Annotated in this window: 12 protein-coding genes and 1 pseudogene; 4 read left to right on the forward strand and 9 right to left on the reverse strand. The window is 60.1% G+C overall.

The annotated features are described in order from the left end of the window. The first annotated feature begins 242 nt into the window (after positions 1 to 242). The gene (locus tag ACLD1X_RS12590; protein ID WP_429368022.1) at positions 243 to 2771 is read left to right on the forward strand and encodes a PepSY domain-containing protein; all 2529 of its coding nucleotides are present in this window, start codon (positions 243 to 245) and stop codon (positions 2769 to 2771) included. A gap of 39 nt (positions 2772 to 2810) precedes the next feature. Here ACLD1X_RS12590 and ACLD1X_RS12595 read toward each other — a convergent pair whose 3' ends face one another. From ACLD1X_RS12595 to ptsP, 6 genes are all read right to left on the reverse strand, one after another. Beyond that, on the reverse strand, positions 2811 to 3710 hold the full coding sequence (locus tag ACLD1X_RS12595; RefSeq protein ID WP_429368024.1) for a hypothetical protein: 900 nt from the start codon (positions 3708 to 3710) through the stop codon (positions 2811 to 2813). A gap of 104 nt (positions 3711 to 3814) precedes the next feature. Then, on the reverse strand, positions 3815 to 6061 hold the full coding sequence (locus ACLD1X_RS12600; RefSeq protein WP_429368026.1) for an alpha-xenorhabdolysin family binary toxin subunit A: 2247 nt from the start codon (positions 6059 to 6061) through the stop codon (positions 3815 to 3817). A 281-nt stretch (positions 6062 to 6342) separates the two neighbouring features. Beyond that, positions 6343 to 7932 (reverse strand): alkaline phosphatase D family protein, encoded by a 1590-nt coding sequence (locus ACLD1X_RS12605; RefSeq protein WP_429368028.1) that lies wholly within the window; start codon positions 7930 to 7932, stop codon positions 6343 to 6345. Between the two features lie 177 nt (positions 7933 to 8109). Beyond that, the gene (locus tag ACLD1X_RS12610; protein ID WP_429368030.1) at positions 8110 to 9849 is read right to left on the reverse strand and encodes a PTS fructose-like transporter subunit IIB; all 1740 of its coding nucleotides are present in this window, start codon (positions 9847 to 9849) and stop codon (positions 8110 to 8112) included. Between the two features lie 11 nt (positions 9850 to 9860). Beyond that, positions 9861 to 10802, reverse strand: coding sequence for a 1-phosphofructokinase (gene pfkB / locus ACLD1X_RS12615; RefSeq protein ID WP_429368032.1), 942 nt, complete (start codon positions 10800 to 10802; stop codon positions 9861 to 9863). Further along, entirely contained in the window at positions 10802 to 13663 is a 2862-nt protein-coding gene (gene ptsP / locus ACLD1X_RS12620; protein WP_429368034.1) for a phosphoenolpyruvate--protein phosphotransferase, read from the reverse strand. The genes pfkB and ptsP overlap by 1 nt, the downstream gene beginning before the upstream one ends. On the opposite strand from ptsP, the gene ACLD1X_RS12625 reads away from it, so the two are divergent. The 3 genes from ACLD1X_RS12625 (at position 13662) to ACLD1X_RS12635 (ending at position 15728) form a co-directional block, all read left to right on the forward strand. Next, positions 13662 to 13817 carry a hypothetical protein gene (locus ACLD1X_RS12625; protein ID WP_429368036.1) on the forward strand — a complete coding sequence of 52 codons (156 nt, stop codon included), beginning with the start codon at positions 13662 to 13664 and terminating at the stop codon, positions 13815 to 13817. The two genes, ptsP and ACLD1X_RS12625, sit on opposite strands and share 2 nt — an antisense overlap. Before the next feature lie 135 nt (positions 13818 to 13952). Continuing rightward, positions 13953 to 14948 carry a catabolite repressor/activator gene (cra, locus tag ACLD1X_RS12630; RefSeq protein ID WP_429368038.1) on the forward strand — a complete coding sequence of 332 codons (996 nt, stop codon included), beginning with the start codon at positions 13953 to 13955 and terminating at the stop codon, positions 14946 to 14948. A 3-nt stretch (positions 14949 to 14951) separates the two neighbouring features. Further along, entirely contained in the window at positions 14952 to 15728 is a 777-nt protein-coding gene (locus ACLD1X_RS12635; RefSeq protein ID WP_429368040.1) for a TatD family hydrolase, read from the forward strand. Here ACLD1X_RS12635 and ACLD1X_RS12640 read toward each other — a convergent pair whose 3' ends face one another. The 3 genes and pseudogenes from ACLD1X_RS12640 to ACLD1X_RS12650 all read right to left on the reverse strand — a co-directional run. Continuing rightward, the gene (locus ACLD1X_RS12640) at positions 15729 to 16118 is read right to left on the reverse strand and encodes a hypothetical protein (RefSeq protein ID WP_429368042.1); all 390 of its coding nucleotides are present in this window, start codon (positions 16116 to 16118) and stop codon (positions 15729 to 15731) included. It lies immediately after the preceding gene. Between the two features lie 175 nt (positions 16119 to 16293). After that, entirely contained in the window at positions 16294 to 17007 is a 714-nt protein-coding gene (locus ACLD1X_RS12645; protein ID WP_429368178.1) for a methyl-accepting chemotaxis protein, read from the reverse strand. Positions 17008 to 17151: 144 nt separating this feature from the next. Further along, positions 17152 to 18291 (reverse strand): annotated as a pseudogene (locus tag ACLD1X_RS12650) (HAMP domain-containing protein); the annotation flags it as partial. Positions 18292 to 18475 lie beyond the last annotated feature (184 nt).

An 18475-nucleotide genomic window follows, 5' to 3' on the forward strand; every position in this document is an offset into this window, starting at 1 on the left:
AACAACCTTCTGTAGGAGTGAGCTCGCTCGCGATGGACCGGAGAACGACGCGGGGTGTCAGGTTTTGCGCGTTATCGTTGACGACCATCGCGAGCGAGCTCGCTCCTACATTGTTGGCATTGGGCCCGGCCCCGTTCATCCAGGTGAACGGGGCTTTCGTGTGTAAAAAAGAATGCTTCTCGACAACCCCACGGCATAATGCGCGCCGTGATGAATCAACTTGAACGAACAAGGCGAGCGACGTGTTGAAGAAAACCCTGTTCCAGTTGCACTGGTTTTTCGGCATCAGCGCCGGGCTGGTCCTGGCCCTGATGGGCATCACCGGGGCGACGGTGTCGTTTCAGGATGAAATCCTGAGCGCGCTCAACCCGTCCGTGTTGCAAGTCGAAAAACAGGTCGCCGGTGTGCTGCCGCCCGCCGAACTGGTGGAGCGAATCGAAGCCGCGGCGGGCAAAAAGGTCTCGATGCTCACCGTGGAAACCGACAGCGGCAACGCCGCCAAAGTGTGGTTCACCCCGCCGCCGGGTGAGCGCCGTGGCGAGATGCGCTACTTCGACCCGTACACAGGAGAGTTCCTGGGCGACGCCACCGGCCAGGACTTCTTCGGCCTGATGCTGCAACTGCACCGTTTTCTCGCCATGGGCGACACGGGTCGGCAGATCACCGGTGCGTGCACGCTGATCCTGGTGTTCTTCTGCCTGTCCGGCCTGTACCTGCGCTGGCCTCGCCAGTGGCAAAGCTGGCGCGCCTGGCTGACCCTGGACTGGAAGAAAAAGGGCCGCAGCTTCAACTGGGACCTGCACTCGGTGGCCGGTACCTGGTGCCTGGTGTTTTACCTCCTGGCGGCGCTGACCGGGTTGTCATGGTCCTACGAGTGGTACAACAAGAGCCTGACCCGGTTGCTCTCCGACTCACCGCAGAACGAACGCGTTCGCGGCGGACGCGGCCCGGCGCCGGCAGGGCCGGCACCGACAGCCGATTACGCGGCCATGTGGAGCAGCATCTACAGCGCGGCGGGCCCGCAACTCAGTGCCTATAACGTGCGCATGCCGCCAGTGGCCGGCCAACCAGCGACCGTCAACTTCCTGTTGAAAACCTCGCCCCACGACCGGGCCCTGAACCAGATCACCCTCGACCCGGCCACAGGCGTAGTCAAACGGGTTGACCGCTACAGCGACAAGAGCCTCAAGGCGCAACTGCTGACCAGCATCTATGCGCTGCATGTCGGCAGCTATTTCGGCCTCGCTGGACGGATCATCGTCACCCTCGCAGCCGTGTGCATGCCGCTGTTTTTCATCACCGGGTGGCTGCTGTACCTGGATCGTCGCCGCAAGAAAAAGCGGATTCAGGACGCACGCAAAGGTCTCGAACAACCGGCCGGCAACGCGCCCGGATGGCTGATCGGCTTCGCCAGCCAGAGCGGGTTTGCCGAGCAGCTGGCGTGGCAGACTGCCGGGCAATTACAGGCCGCTGGCCTGTCGGTGAAAGTGCAGCCGCTGGCCGACGTCAGCGAGCAGGACTTGCAGGACTCGAACAACGCATTGTTCGTTGTCAGCACCTTCGGCGACGGCGAAGCGCCGGACAGTACCCGGGGCTTCGAACGCAAGGTACTGGGTCGCACGCCGAGCCTTGAGCGCCTGAACTACGCAGTCCTCGGTCTCGGTGACCGGCAGTATCAACACTTCTGCGGATTCGCCAAGCGCCTGCACACCTGGCTCGGCGAACACGGCGGCAAGACCCTGTTCGCCCCGGTGGAAGTCGATAGCGGCGATCCTTACGCCTTGCGCCACTGGCAACAGCAACTGGGCCTGCTGACCGGTCACGCGCCCGTCGACACCTGGCAAGCGCCCAGCTACGACAACTGGACCCTGGCCCGTCGTGAACTGCTGAACCCGGACAGCAGCGGATCTCCTGTGTACTTGCTGGGCCTCAGTGCACCAACCACCAGCAGTTGGCTGGCCGGTGACCTGGTGGAGGTGTTGCCGCGCAATTGCCCGTGGGCCATCGAGCATTTCCTCGATGGCCTGGGGATTCACGGTGCGACCAAGGTGCAGCTCAACGGCCTGGAGGAAACCCTCGAACAGGCCCTGGCCAGCCGCCAACTGCCGCAGAACCGCGCCCATCTGGTCGGCCTGCACGCACAGGCGCTGGCAGAGGCCCTGGTGCCGCTGGCCATGCGCGAGTACTCCATTGCGTCGATCCCGGCCGATGGCATGCTCGAACTGATCGTGCGCCAGGAAGTGCATGCCGATGGCAACCTCGGCATCGGTTCCGGCTGGCTGACCGAGCATGCGCCGGTAGGCGGCAGCATCAGCCTGCGCGTACGCCGCAACAGTGGATTCCACTTGCCGAACGAACCGGTGCCGATGATTTTGCTCGGCAACGGCACTGGCCTTGCCGGGTTGCGCAGCCTGCTCAAGGCGCGGATCGCCGACGGTCAGCAGCGTCACTGGCTGCTGTTCGGCGAACGTAATCGTGAACACGATTTCCTCTGCCGGGCGGAGCTGGAAGAGTGGTTGATCAATGGCGATCTGGCGCGACTGGACCTGGCGTTTTCGCGAGATCAGGCAGAGAAGGTTTACGTGCAGGATCGGTTGCGAGAGTCCGCCGAAGAGTTGAAAAAGTGGCTGGCCGAGGGTGCGGTGATTTTTATTTGCGGCAGTTTGCAGGGCATGGCAAGCGGAGTGGATCAGGTGCTCAAGGAAGTCCTCGGAGCGGCGCAGGTAGAAAAGCTGATCGAACAAAATCGATACCGGCGCGACGTCTATTGACGTGCAGCCGGATCTCATCCGGCTGCACCCACGCTTTGCTCATGAATCTTCTACAGCATATTTACCCCTGTAACGTATGAAGTCTGACCAGTCCTGCAACCTGTTCATTCGCAGTTGCAGTGGGGTCAGCTGGCTGGCCACCAGATTCAGCGTCAGTAGCAAAGTCGAATACGTTGACGAAGCCGTGATCAGGGAAAGCCTGTCAATCATCACCCTGAACAACTGCTGAACCCTGTTCAGGAAATGGCCAAAATTGAAGAGTGCGGAAGAAGCGCAAGCGTAGACCCGGGTCAACCGATACAACTCCAGCGTTTGCGGGGTAGGGTCTGCTCGGAAGGGTGTCCTGAAATCGAAGGGGGAAGTTCCGGAACCTGCAGGAGGCTTTTCTGGTGAAAAACCATTGGCTTCTATCTGCTGCTTTCTTGCTGCGAGGATCCGGTAGAACATTGGGTGGACCTCTCGCTCCATTGAGTTGACATTGAAACTGTACTGTTCAACGTTTTTCAGGGTGACCTTGCAATTGTCAAGGAGATCGGACACGAGTCCGGAAACCTTGTACGTGTTACAAATCGCAAGGTTTTTCTGATTTAAATCGAACAGATCGCACTCCAGCGTATCAACAGCCGCCCGTCGGTAGAGGGGCACGGTTGGCTTTGCCTCAAGGAATATGTACTGAAAGGTGCGGACCTGATTGTCATAGATGCGTACTTGCGCACGTATACCCTCCACATCATCCACCAGGGACCAAAATCTGGTGAGATTGCTCTCGGCCGCTTCGCTCAAGCCCTGTGCATAGGCGCCCAACACCTCTGAGGTAACCGGGGTGGAGTGCGTGATGAAATCCTTGTGAAGCACCTCGTTCAAAAATAATTCGTAGGCGCGTAACGAAATAAAGTCATCTTCCTGAAAAAATATGAAGTCCCTGTTCTCTTCGTTCATGCCTGCCTCCTGCAGATATCCATTCCGTGCTAAACACCCATTGAAAAGCCGTGCATCGAGAGACTCGACGCACGACCGGTCAAACACGGTATGAAAAACAATGTTTATAAATACGAAAGCTGATTCAGGTAACCGACAAAACCATTGGCGCTAGCAATGAAGTCTGAAACCTGCTTGTTCAAAGGCGAGGAAGAATCAGACTTCATCGAGTTCAAAATACGGGCCACTGTTTCATCGATCTCCGCGAACGCCGCCACGTAGAGTTTGCGTTGCTCATGCATTTGGGCAAAAACCTCAATCAGCTTGATCTTGTCTGCAGTGATCTGCACGGCGCGGTTCTCAACTGCGATTTGCGTCTGCACTTCCAGGGTCTTGTCTCGAAGTACCTGGTTCTGCTTTACCATCAAGACAAAGGAAACGCTCTTTACCGCGCCCTGCAGATCCTGTTTCACTTTTTCGATCGCTGCCAGCACCAGTTCAATCTGAGATGGCTTGGCGCCGAGCTTTTTGACCGCCTCGAGATTCAATTCGACACTCTTTGCAATACCGGAAATGCCGAGTTTATTGAGCTCATCTACGGCCTGGTTGATGACTGCACGCTTTTTTTCAAGATCTGTCAGGCTGGAATTCAATCGTTCCAGCTGCGCTTCATGTGTTGACGTTTCGACCATCAGCTCGCTTTTGAATCCCTGCGTGGCCGTCTCGTCGTAACCGATGTTCACCCGTTTCAGACTCTCTCCCAAGGAGATGGACATCTCGCTGACGGCCGTCGTTGCCTCCTGCAAAAGCGCCGTCTGCTCGTCATGAATTTCTTCAATCTCATCGGAGCCTTCGCTCAACTCTTCATCGAGCGCCAGCAACTGCTGTAGCGCGCTCTTGAGTGATAGCTCGGTTTTCAGTGCCTTCTCTTGAGCCTCCCTGGAAGCATTCACGGCGTTAACCGGCAACGCCTGAAATTTTTCACTCAAGTCCGGAAAAAAATCCGTCTTCATGAACAGCAGCTTTGCTTCCACCGCACGGTTACGCAGTTCCGAACTGCTGGCCCGAAGGACTTGGGCTTTCACTGCAGGATAACTATCGATTTGCATCAGAGACCTCATTGGTTTTCTTCCTTGAACACCGTATTCCAGCAGGTATTGCTGTTCCGCTTCGTGGAACAATTCAACAAGCGCATCGGCGCTTTTCTCGATCGCAACCCAAGGCGCCGCCACCAAACGAAACTGAGTGAGGAATGCCCGTAAACGGACGCCGTCTTCGATTTTCAATACCGCTTTTTCGGAGCTCTCGATGTAGGCATGGAGCACATTCCAGGTATGCACCACGTTGTTTGTCGCCACTTCAGCATCCAGCGCGACGGTCTGCATATTCTGCATGTCACTCCTGATCCGTGCGATTGACCCCAGGACCTTGGACTTGCTCTCGAGGCTCTTGACGGCCGCTTCCTGAACACGGGTGAGATCATTGCGTCGGGATCGGACCCCTTCAGCTTCAACACCGATATAGATGGCAATACCCAAACCTATAAGCGAAAGATAGGTGACCGACTCAAGCGACTTGTAAACCAGTGCCTTGTACTCTTTATTCAACTCATCAATTTGATTGGCTCGCCCCTTGATCTCGTTATTCAGAACCTCGATGTCTGATGCGTATGTATTATTATCGAGTGCCAGTGACAGCAACTTGATAGTTGGAATGACATCGTTGGTCAGCTGCCGACTAAAATAGTCGAGATCGGATTTTATTTCAGCGGCAGTGCGCAGATGGTCCTTGACCTGTTCGAAGATCAGATCCAGAACATCGCCCAGATCCGGGATGGTGTCCGTTTCCAACGCCAGATCCGGGAACGGCTTGCCTTCTTTCACTTCCCATTCGCGCAATTGCTCGTAGTTGGTAATCTTGTGTCTGTCCAGCGCATTCGCCGCCTTGACGTCAGCGAAAATTTCCTCGACCGAAGTAAGGTATACACCCATGCTCGAACCGAACAGCTTCAAATGGGTCCCCGTCAGCATGATCCGCGAGCGCAGGGGCGACCATAGACTGGCGTGGGCATTTACCTTGGTAAAAGACATGAGAAAGTCTTTTTTTGTGAAACCCTCCCCGCCTTCTTCGTCACCAAAATTCAGGTAAGTCTCAAGCGCTCGCTCGTTGGTCGGAAGTGCCAGCCCGGTGGCTTCGTATCTTCGCAGGGATATGATTTGGTCTTTGGTCAGTATCAAGCCGTTGGCGCGAGTTACTTCATTCGCAGCCCCGGTCGACAAAGACATCAGTGACTGGGGAACAGTAGCTGCAAGAGTTGCAACTTCATCGTAGTTTTTGCCTTCCAGACTTTTTTCCCACAATGCAGTGGACATAGTGATTCCTTTCTAAAGTTTTTAACTTATCACCAAACCATCAAAATTTATTAGCTTGGTAGCCAGCCCTGTGGCACCAAAAAAGTAAGGCGCCCACCTATATCAATCAAGCGATTAAATATATGAATATGTGATAATTACAATCTCAGAAAAAATCCGGCAGATTATTAAATGCCAGCGACTCGCAGGAGCCGCTGAAACTGCCAGCAAACACATACACCCAATACCCTACCGCTTGCACTTACGCCCAACAAAAGACAAAACCGCAGTAACTTCCAGCATCAGGTTTTTTCTCGAAAGTCACCTCCCAGACAGCGAGCAACTGCAGGATCACATGGAGCCAGTTTTTGCTCGAATACCGCCACTCCATCCAGATCGCGCAACACCACACTCATCTCCCCGCTCTGCCCGTCGATATTCACCTCGCCAAAAAACTGAAACCCGGCAAACGGCGACGCGTTCTGCGCCGGCGCTGCCTTCTGGAACACCACTTGCGGGCCAAAGGTCATGTCCAGTGGATTGGGTCCAAAACTCCCGGCATTCAACGGCCCCGCGACAAACTCCCAGAACGGTTCGAAATCCTGGAACGCCGCCCGATCCGGGTGGTAGTGATGGGCGGCGCAGTAATGCACATCCGCGGTCAGGAACAGGAAATTGCGCACCTGCCGCGCCCGCAGAAAGCCAAGCAACTCGGCGATTTCCAGCTCACGCCCCTGAGCCGGGCCGGGGTCACCGTTGGCCACCGCTTCCCACCGCGTGACACCGGGGCTGGCCTCGCCGTCGGGTACGCCAAGGCCGATGGGCATGTCGGCGGCAATCACTTTCCATTGCGCGTTCGAGGCCTGCATTTCGCGCTTGAGCCAGTCCAGCTGCTCACGGCCGAGGAACGGCTTGGCCTCGCCCAGATTGTCGTCATTGGCCCCGCGATAACTGCGCATGTCCAGCACGAACACATCGAGCAGCGGCCCGTAGCCGAGCTTGCGATAGATCCGCCCGCCGCCATCGGCGCTCTGCAAGCGCATCGGTGCATATTCGAGCCAGGCCTGGCGTGCGCGGCCCACCAGGCTGTGGATATCTTTGTCCTGGTAGCGCGCATCCAGCTGCTTGCCGGGCGACCAGTTGTTCACCACTTCGTGGTCGTCCCACTGCCAGATCTGCGGGACTTCGGCGTTGAAACGGCGGAGGTTTTCGTCCATCAGGTTGTAGCGGTAATTGCCACGGTACTCATCGAGGGTCTCGGCGACTTTGCTTTTGGCCTCGGTGGTGATGTTGCGCCACACCCGGCCACCTTCCGTGATGAGCTGCGCCGGGATCGGGCTGTCGGCGTAAATGGTGTCGCCGCTGTGGATAAAGAAGTCCGGCAGGCGTCGACGCATCGCCTCGTAGATGCGCATGCCGCCAATGTCCGGGTTGATGCCGAAGCCCTGGCCAACAGTGTCGCCGCTCCAGACAAAACGCAGGTCGCGCCGGGTCTGCGGCACGCTGCGCAAGTGACCGAACCAGGGTTCACTGGCAACGCCACTCTGGGCGTCTTCAAACTGCACCCGATAGAAAATTGCCTGGTCGGCAGGCAGGCCGGTAAGTTCGACCCGGGCGGTGAAATCGGTACGCGCATCGGCCAGGGGCGAGACGAATCGCCGCGGGTTGGGAAACAGGCTGCGGGTGTCCCACTCCACCACCATCCGTGCGGGGCGATCGCAGCGGCTCCAGACGATCGCCCGGTCGCCCAGCAGGTCGCCGGACTGCACACCGTCAGTGAGTTGCGGCCGGTCCTTGACCGAAGCGATCACCGCCGGTGCCAGCCCTGGCAACAGCAGCCCGGCACCAACCGCTTGCATGACACGACGGCGCCCCAGGTTGAAATCGCTCATGGTGTTCTCCCTGAAAAAGGAAAAACTTAAGCATGGCTGGATGAAGCCGGCATGACATCCCCACCTTGCAGGAGCGAGCCCGCTCGCGAAAAACCAATAGGCGCCGCTGGGCATCTGGTTTGACGCGTTATCGTTCGCGACCATCGCGAGCGAGCTCGCTCCTACAGGGGACAGGTGTCAGGCGGTGACGGGTTCTACCGCCAACTCCACCACCTCTGGTCGTTTCACCAGCGCATACGCCACCGCCGTCAACAGGCTCCCCGCCACAATCGCCAGCAAATAAAGCAGCGCATGGTTGATCGCATTCGGGATCGCCAGCACAAACAAGCCTCCGTGGGGCGCCATCAATTTGCAGCCGAAATACATCGACAGCGCACCGGTCAGCGCACCGCCGGCGATGCTCGCCGGAATCACCCGCAACGGATCTTTCGCGGCAAACGGAATCGCCCCTTCGGAAATGAAGCACAGCCCCAGCACCAGCGCTGCCTTGCCGGCTTCGCGCTCAGTCTGGGCAAACTTGCGCCGCGCAATGAACGTGGCGATACCCAGGCCAATCGGCGGCACCATGCCCGCCGCCATGGTCGCCGCCATCGGCGCGTAACTCTGCGACGCCAGCAACCCGACCGAGAACGCATAGGCCGCCTTGTTGATCGGCCCGCCAAGGTCGACGCACATCATCCCCCCCAGCAACACCCCCAACAGGATCGCGTTGGTGGTGCCCATGCTGTCGAGAAAATGCGTGAGCCCCGCAAGCATCCCGGCGACCGGTTTGCCGACCACGTAGATCATCACCAGTCCGGTGAACAGGCTCGCCAGCAGCGGGATGATCAGGATCGGCTTCAGCGCCTCGAGACTTTGCGGCAAACGCGCATAACGGTTGATCGCCCTGGCCGCATAGCCGGCGAGGAAACCTGCAATGATCCCGCCGATGAAACCGGCACCCAGGGTGCTCGCCAGCAAACCACCGATCATCCCCGGCGCGAGGCCCGGACGATCAGCGATGGAATAGGCGATATAGCCTGCCAGCAGTGGCACCATCAGCTTGAATGCTGTGTCGCCACCGATCTGCATCAACGCCGCCGCCAGTGTGCCCTGCTCCTTGAAGGCGGTGATGCCGAACACGAACGAAAGGGCGATCATCAGGCCACCAGCCACCACCATCGGCAACATGAACGACACGCCCGTCAGCAGGTGTTTGTAGACACCGGTCTTTTCCTGTTTGGCCGTTGTATTGGCAGCGCTCGCAGTGCTTTCCTGCTGGCCTTCGGCCAAGGCTTTATCCAAGGTCGCTTCCGCTTGCTTGAGGGCAATACCTGTACCACAGCGATAGATTTTCTTGCCGGCGAAACGCTCGGTGGCGACTTCGATATCGGCCGCCAGCAGCACCACATCGGCCTCGGCAATCGCTTGTGCGCTCAATGGATTTCGCGCGCCGACCGAGCCCTGGGTTTCCACCTGCAGGTCATAGCCCAGGCGCTTGGCCGCTTGCTGCAAGGCCTCGGCGGCCATGAAGGTGTGAGCTACGCCCGTCGGGCACGCGGTGACGGCCACCAGTCGCGGCGTGTCTTGTTTAACGGCCACAGGTTCGACGACCGCTTCTTCAGCGACGTAAACCTGAGCCTCCTGCGCACCCCGCCGCAGCACGGCCTCCACGTCTTGCAAGGCCTGGGCCGGGGTGCTCTGGAACAATCGCTTACCGGCAAACCGCGACCTGTCCACAGGTGCGCTGGTCACCAGCAGCACCCACTCGGCCGCTTCGAGGGTGGCCGCCGACAATTGTTTTTCCGGATGCGCGGCATCGGTGATTTCGACACTGGTGCTCCAGCCCTGACGCTGGGCCGCGGCATCGAGCAACCGGGCACACAGCACACTGGTGACCATGCCGTTCGGGCAGGCCGTAACAATGGCTAACTTCATGACAAACCCTCTTATTGTTCTGTCAGGGGACGCACGCGCACACCCTGTTCAAGCTGCGCCAGTTGCGCTGCATCGTCGATGCCGAAACCGATCTGGGTCACTGCCATCGCGGCAATCGCCGTGGCGGTGCGCAAGGTGTGCTCCGGCGTATCGGCACTGAGCAAACCGTGGAGCATCCCCGCCAGCAATGAATCGCCCGCACCCACCGTGCTGGCGACGCTGACCCTGGGTGGCGTGGCATGCAGTGCCGAGCCGACGCTGAACCAGTTCACGCCTTCGGCTCCGTGGGAGATCACCACATGCTCGATGCCCTGGGTGTGCAAACGCTCTGCCGCTATGGCCTGGGCGCTGACCGAGACGACCTCGCAGTCCAGCACCTCGGCCAGCTCTTCGGTGTTGGGTTTGATCAGCCACGGGCCGGCCTTGAGTGCCTCGCGCAACGCCTCGCCGCTGGTGTCGAGGGCGACGTTCAGGCCCAGGTTCTTCAAGCGCACAATCAACGCCTGCAACCACTGCGCGCTGACGCCCAACGGCAAACTGCCGGCGACCACCACCGCATCGTGCCCCGGCGCGATCTGCTCCAGTCGCGCCAGCAAGGCCTGCTGCGCCGCCTCGCTGACCTGCGGCCCCGGCCCATTGATGTCGGTGATGCGGCCGTTACTTTCCGCCAGTTTGATGTTGCTGCGGGTCTCGCCCGGCACGCGGATGAAGGCATCGACAAAACCGCGCCTGGCGAACAGCGTTTCAAACGCCTGCTGATTGTCCGCGCCGAGAAAACCACTGACGGTCAACTGATGCCCGAGGTCCGCCAGCACTTGCGCCACGTTTACGCCTTTGCCGGCGGCGTGGGTGTGCATCACATCGCTGCGGTTGACCTGGCCGGCTTCAAGGCGCGGCAGCTGGACGGTCAGGTCCAGCGCCGGGTTGAGGGTCAGGGTGAGAATCCGGGCCATTACAGGGCCTCCACGAGTGCGCGCACTTCATTGGCGCTGCCCACGGCCAGGGCCTGTCGGGCAAGGGTTTGAGTCTGAGTGAAGCCCAGTTCGCGAATTCGCGCCTTGACCTCGGCAATGCTGCGCGCCCCGACACTGAGTTCGTCCACGCCGAGGCCGATCAGTACCGGCACCGCCAGCGGGTCGGCCGCCAGTTCGCCGCACACACCGACCCATTTGCCGTGGGCATGGGCCGCGCGCACGGTGATGTCGATCAGTTGCAGCACCGCCGGATGCAAGCCGTCGGCCTGGGCCGAAAGCGTCGGATGACCACGGTCGATGGCCAGGGTGTATTGCGTCAGGTCATTGGTGCCGACGCTGAAAAAATCGACTTCCCTGGCCAGCACCGGCGCCAGCAATGCCGCCGAGGGCACTTCAATCATGATCCCCAGTTGCAGATCGGCAACCGGAATTTCCTCACGCAGACGTTCGGTCATGTCACGGGCCTGGCGCCACTCGTCAACGCTGCCCACCATCGGGAACATGATCCGCAGCGGCCGGTTGTCGGCCGCGCGCAGCAAGGCGCGCAACTGCGCTTCCATGATCTGCGGGCGCTGCAGGGTCAGGCGGATACCGCGCACGCCGAGAAACGGGTTTTCTTCCTTCGCGATCGGCCAGTACGGCAGCGGTTTGTCGCCACCGACATCGAGGGTGCGCACCACCAGCGGTCGCCCGGCCAAACCATCAAGGACGCGGCGGTACTCGGCTTCCTGGGTTGCCTCGTCGGGCGCTTGCGGGTGGGCCATGAAGATCAGTTCGGTGCGCAACAGGCCGATGCCTTCGGCACCCTGCTCCACCGCGCCCACCACGCCGGCGCTTTCACCGAGATTGGCGAACACTTCGACGGCGTGACCATCGGTGGTCAATGCCGGTTGGTGACGCTGTTCGGCGGCTGCCTTCAGGCGCTGTTCGCGGGTATCGCGTTCAGCCGTGGCGCGCTGCAAGGTCGCCGCGTCAGCGTCCACATGCAGACGACCACGCTGGCCATCGAGCAGCAACGGCGTACCCGGTGCCAGCAGCAATACGCCGGGGCCGGCACCAACCAGTGCCGGGATGCCCAGCGCCCGGGCAACAATCGCACTGTGCGCCGTAGCGCCACCCCGGGCGGTGAGAATCCCCGCCACGCGAGCCGGATCAAGACGTGCGACATCGGACGGTCCGACCTCGTCCATCACCAGAATGTACGGTTGATCCGGTTCGCTTGGGGTCTCGATGCCGCTGAGTTGCATCAACACCCGACGCCCGATGTCACGCAAGTCAGCTGCCCGCTCGGCGAGCAAGGCATCCTGCAACGCTTCCTGCTGTCGGGCCGCGGCTTCAATTACAGCCATCCACGCTGCCTCGGCGCTTTCGCCCTGCTTGAGGCGCGTATCGACCTCATCGGTCAGTTCCGGGTCGTCGAGCATCTCTTGGTGGGTGATGAAGATTTCGCGTATGGCTTTGCTTTTGCTGCGCTCGATCAAGCCCTGAATGTCGCGGCGTACCTGCGCCAGGGCGTGCTGCAGTCGTTCACGCTCGATGGCGGCGGACTCACCACGCAACGGGTAGTCGATGGTTTGCAGCACCTGAATATGGGCCGGCCCGATGGCGATCCCCGGCGCGGCGGCAATCGCCTGGACCACGCTGCCCGACACCGGGGCGAGGACCACTTCGGCCATCTCGGCAATGACTTCGCGCGCCTGGCTTACCGGCGGCAGCGCTTCGACTTCCTCACCGAGGCCTTCTTCGATGGCGGCCAACAAGGCCGGCAACGCATCGGCGGCAATGACTGGCTCGGCGATGAACTCCAGGACCTGTCCCCGACGGGCGCCGAGGCTGAGCAACTTGCTCAAGCTCTTTACCGACACCGCGCTGTCGTGGCCATCGACGATCCGCACGCGGATGTCTCCTTCAAAACTCTTTGCCAGTTGCGCGAGGATTTTCGCCGGCCGCGCATGCAAACCGTGGGCGTTGGCCAGCGCTATTCGCGCGCTGGGCCAGTCGGCGGGCACTTCACCGCCGAGCACCTCGAGGACTTTTCGACTGCTGGTGGCGCGCCCCAATTCATGGCCACGCCCTTCGATCAACAACGCACACAGGCGCTCGAGCAGGGCTTGATGGGCCTCACCGAGGCTGGCCAGGCAAAACAGACCATTGAGCGGCTGGCCGAGATAGCGCAACGGCTTGTCCGGGGTTACGAAGGCCAGGCCGGGGCGCTTCACCGTTTGTTCGCTGTGAAGCCACCACAGGCCATCGCCCAACGGCAGCGCTTCAACCTGTTGCAGCACGGCGGAGAAACCGTTGCTCACGCAGTCGGCCTGGCGCAACAACCGTGCGCCGCGCCAGACCAACTCTTCGAAATCTTCGGCCGCGACACCAAGGCCGATCATCTGCGCATCCAGCGCCAGCTCCTGCGGTGCGCCTTGCAGCAACTTCAGCAATGCCTCGGCGGAACCGGCACGACGCAGGGCCTGGCCCAGATCAGTCTCGCCGAGCGCGCGGGTCAGCAATTGCAACAGGCGCAGATGCTCATCGGATTTGGCGGCGATACCGATCGCCAGGTAAACGACATGACCGTCACCCCAGTCGACACCGTCAGGAAACTGCATCAGGCGCACACCGGTGGTGAACACCTGCTCACGGGTTTCGGGTGTACCGTGGGGGATGGCAATACCTTGACCGAGAAAGGTCGAGCCCTGGGCTTCCCGCGCCTGCAATCCGGCGAGATAACCCTCGGCCACCAGGCCGTCGGCAACCAGGTGCCGGGCCAGCAGCTGCAGTGCTGCGCACTTGTCCACGGCCGACTGGCCCATGGAAATCTGCTCTACAGTGAGCTCGAGCATGCTTTCTCCTTTTTGGCGCATCGGGGCGCCAGGTATTGTTTTGATTGAGCCAGCTCAGGCGCTTGGTCGTCACTTTTGGCGGTTTCACGGCAGACCGGCCAAAGGCACCTATAACGTAGAAAATACGCCTGCTGAAACGTTTAATCTAGAATGAATGGCACGTTACTCGATAATGTCCCATCCTTGAAGCTCAACTTGTCGGATGCGTTGCGACAATGGTCACCTGCCTTAATCGGTTAGGATTGACGAAAATGTCGAGGCCATCTCGAAAAAACAAGGAAAAAACGGGTTGAAACTCAGTGATATCGCCCAGTTGGCCGGTGTGTCCGTCACCACCGCCAGCTATGTCATCAATGGCAAGGCCGAACAACAGCGCATCAGCAGCGCCACCGTCGAACGCGTGCGCGCGGTCGTCGAACAACATGGCTTCACGCCTAACCCACAGGCCGCTGGCTTGCGCAGCCGACACACTCGCACGCTGGGGTTCATTCTGCCGGATCTGGAAAACCCCAGTTACGCGCGAATCGCCAAATTGCTGGAGCAAGGCGCACGGGCCCGGGGTTATCAGTTGCTGATCGCCAGTTCCGACGATGCACCGGACAGCGAGCGGCAATTGCTGCAACTGTTCCGCGCCCGGCGTTGCGACGCACTGATCGTTGCCAGTTGCCTGCCGGCCGGCGACGACAGTTATCGCCAACTGCAGGCCAAGGGCATTCCGATCATCGCCATCGACAGGGTCATGGAGCCCGAGCATTTCTGTTCGGTGATCAGCGACGACCGCGAGGCCAGCCTGCAACTGACCCACAGCCTGCTGGAGCCGCAGCCCAGGCAGATCGCGTTGATCGGCGCCCGCCCGGAGCTGAGCATCAGCCGGGAACGTGCCGCTGGCTTCAAAGAGGCTCTCGCCGGGTTCAATGGTGAGGTGCTGATCGAAGAAGGTGAGTCCTTCAGCCGCGAGTGCGGTAAACAATTGATGGAAGAGTTGCTGCAGCGCCTGGGGCATTTGCCCGACGCCCTGGTGACCACATCCTACGTGCTGCTACAGGGCGTGTTCGATGCGCTGCACGACTTCCCGCTGAAAAACCGTCCGCTGCGCCTCGGCACGTTCGGCGACACCCAGTTGCTGGACTTCCTGCCACTACCGGTAAACGCCATGGCCCAGCAACACCAGCTGATCGCCGACAAGGCCCTCGAACTGGCCCTGGCAGCCATCGAGCAGTCGGATTACCGGCCCGGCGTGCAAGCCATCGCGCGGACGTTCAAGCAGCGTATTCGCCAGGATTGAACCGTGGAGCTGATCGACACCCACACCCATCTGGATTTTCCGGACTTCGACACCGACCGCCAGGCGCTGCTGGCTGACAGCCGCGCCCTCGGGGTGCGGCGGATCGTGGTGCTGGGGGTTTATCAGGCCAATTGGCAGCGGGTCTGGGAGCTGGTGCAGAGCGACCCCGACCTGCACGCGGCGTTCGGGTTGCATCCGGTGTACCTGGAGGATCATCGACCGCAACACTTGAGCGAGCTCGGTGACTGGCTGACACGCCTGGCCGGCCATCGGCAACTGTGTGCGGTGGGCGAGATCGGCCTGGACTACTTCATCGAAGCCCTGGACCGCGACCGTCAGCAGGCGTTGTTCGAAGCGCAATTGCAACTGGCGGCGGATTTCGATCTGCCGGCATTGATCCACGTGCGGCGTAGCCATGCGGCGGTGATTGCCACGCTCAAGCGATTTCGCCTGAAACGGGCCGGCATCATCCACGCCTTCGCCGGGAGCCAGGAAGAGGCCCGCGAATACATCAAGCTCGGCTTCAAGCTCGGCCTCGGCGGCGCCCCGACCTGGCCCCAGGCGCTGCGCATGCACCGCGTGCTGGCGCAGTTACCGCTGGATTCGGTGGTGCTTGAAACCGACTCGCCGGACATGGCGCCCGCCATGTTCCCCGGCCAGCGCAACAGCCCGGCACATTTGCCGGCGATCTGCGCGGCGCTGGCGCAATGGATGGCAATCAGCCCGGAACAACTGGCGGCTGCCAGCACCGCCAACAGCTGCCAGGTGTTCGGCTGGTAGTCAGTCGGCGTGAGCCCTGGCGGCTTCGAGGATCAGCGTCAGGTGCTGGCGCCTGCGGAAGTAACGAACCGCCGCGAAATACACGAATATGGCAATCAGCGACGCATTCAGCTGTTCAATGACGCTGAGCATCCCGACCCACTCCATCACCAACGCCACCAGCAAGGCGATGCAGACCATCATCCGCAGGCTGGCGCGCAGGAGTGAAAACGAGTCGAGCGACTTGAAGCGCCTGATCTGTTCCGGGCAACGTAACTGAACCTGTTTCTGGCAGTGGGCACAGGCAAACGCTTCATTGATCGCAATGGCATTGAGTTGCCAGGGTTGCAGCCGCAATGTGCGCTGACAATGCGCACAGCGTCCCTGGACTCCTGTTGCTGCAACAGACATAAGCGGGTTTCCTCCTTGCACTAAGCGGTTACATCTTCCTTGATTGAAATGCAAAAGCCAGCGCACGGAGAGAATCAGGAAACCCCCCACATGAGAAGGGAAAAAGTATTACGAAATTTTCCGACAGCACAGCAAACCTGTAGGGCTTGGTCCTACAGGTTTTCCGAACAGTCCTTCAGACGCGGAATGCGCTGATCAATTGTTTCAACTCCACGACCTGAGCCGACAACGCCCGGCTGGCATCCTCAGTCTGATGCGCACCTTCAGCGGTGCGCTCGCCGGCGCGATTGATCTCGACGATGTTCTGGTCGATGTCGTGGGCCACGGCAGTCTGCTGCTCCACCGCGGCGGCGATCTGCTGGTTCTGGTCGACGATCATGCCGACCGCGCCCAGAATGTTTTCCAGTGCCCGCTGGACCTTCTCCGACTGCCCCACCGTGCCGTTGGCCATTTCATGGCTGGTGCCCATGGCCTTGACCGCCGCGCCGACACCGCCATGGAGCTTGGCGATCATCTGCTCGATTTCTTCGGTCGATTGCTGGGTTCGCTTGGCCAGGGTGCGGACTTCATCGGCCACCACGGCGAAACCACGGCCCTGCTCACCGGCCCGTGCCGCCTCGATGGCGGCATTGAGCGCCAGCAGGTTGGTCTGTTCGGCGATGCTCTTGATCACTTCGAGCACGCGGCTGATGGACTGGCTGTCGCTGGCCAGTTGATTGATCACCAGCACCGACTGATCGATCTCGCTGGCCAGCGCGGCAATGCTGCCCTGCTGCGACTCCACCAGACCGCGACCACTGATGGTCTCATCGTTGACACTGTGGGCACTGCTCACCGCCGCCGCGGCACTGCGCGCCACTTCCTGGGAAGTGGCCGACATCTGGTTCATGGCCGTGGCCACTTGTTCGATCTGCGTGCGCTGCCCGGCGACGGCCTGGTTGCTTTGCGCGGACACGTTTTCCACTTGCCCGGCCTGACGCTCGACTTCGCTGACGGTCTGCCCCACGCGCTCGATCAGGTCATGGATTTTTTTTACCGTGCCGTTGAACACCTCGCCCAACTCGCCCAGCTCATCGCGGCTGTGGGCGCTGAAGGTCACGGTCATATCCCCCGCGGCCACCTTGTCCATCACCGCCCCCAGGCGCTTGAGCGTGGTGCGGGTCGAGGCATAGAAAGCGCCGTAGAGATAAAAGATCAACACAAACACGACTGACAACGCCACCGCCTGCAAGACCATGTGCGTGCGGTTCTGCTCCAGGCGTTGCTGCAACTGCGGGCCCAGATATTTCAGGGTTGCTTCGTTGAGTTGGTAAGTCTGGTCCATCAGGGCGCTGACTTGATCGTAAAAACCCTGCCACGGCGCATCGAGGGTGTCGGCCATGACCACTTGTTCTTCGAACAGCTCGCTGGCCTTCTTCAAGGACGCCCGGCTGCTGTCTGCCTGAGCGGCCAAGGTATCGCGCGCGGCTTTGCTGGAACCCAGGGCATCCTGCAACTTCAAGCCATATTCGGCCTGGAGCTTTTCAATCTGCGCCAGCAATTCATCGAAACGGGTACTCGAAGCCGAGTTGATGAACCCCTGCCCCAACGAGTAGGAGCCCATTGCCCGACCTTCGCCCAGGAGCTGGGTGACACGTGGTGTGACGAGAGTGACGAGTTCGCTCAACTGGCGCATGTCACTCTGATTGTCGCGACTGAGGCCGGCCTGACTGGTGATGAGCTGGCTGAAAATCTGCGCGCTACCCACCAGCTTGCCGATCAAGGCGCTTTTGCTTTGCAGGGAGGTTTCCGATTGCTGGGCCTTGAACGCGGCGATCATTTCATCACGCTTGCCATCAAACACCGCGACCTGCTCCGGGTCGCTGGTCATCGCCGTCAGCCCTTGCAAGCGAGTCAGAATACTCTGCTCAAGGGTGCTGATTTTCGATTCGACATTGCCGGCCTTGCCGGATTGGCCGAGGCTGACATTGATCTGCACCAGGTTGTTCAGGGTTTCCAGATCACGCCGTAGCGTCAGGCTGCTGCCCAACAGGTCGAGACTTTGCAGTTCGATTCGCGTGCCCTGGAATTCACGGTAGGAGTCACGCACCAGATAGAAGTTGGTCACCAGCATCGGCACCAGGAACAATACGCTGATCAGACTGAACTTCATGCCGAAGCTCAGGCGGTTCATCAGTGCGACAGCGGGATAGAGCAAGCTCTTCACTGGATGTCTCCCTTCGATTTTTATTTTTTTTATTGGCAGGCGCAGACCGAGAGCAGATAGCCACTATTCGGCGCTATCTCTGTATAACTTAAATCGGCAGGAGGTTTTGTAACTTAAGGTTAACGACAGACTTCGCCTGCGTGGGTGAAAT

Source organism: Pseudomonas sp. 18173 (assembly GCF_050432945.1).
In the GTDB taxonomy this organism is placed as follows: domain Bacteria; phylum Pseudomonadota; class Gammaproteobacteria; order Pseudomonadales; family Pseudomonadaceae; genus Aquipseudomonas.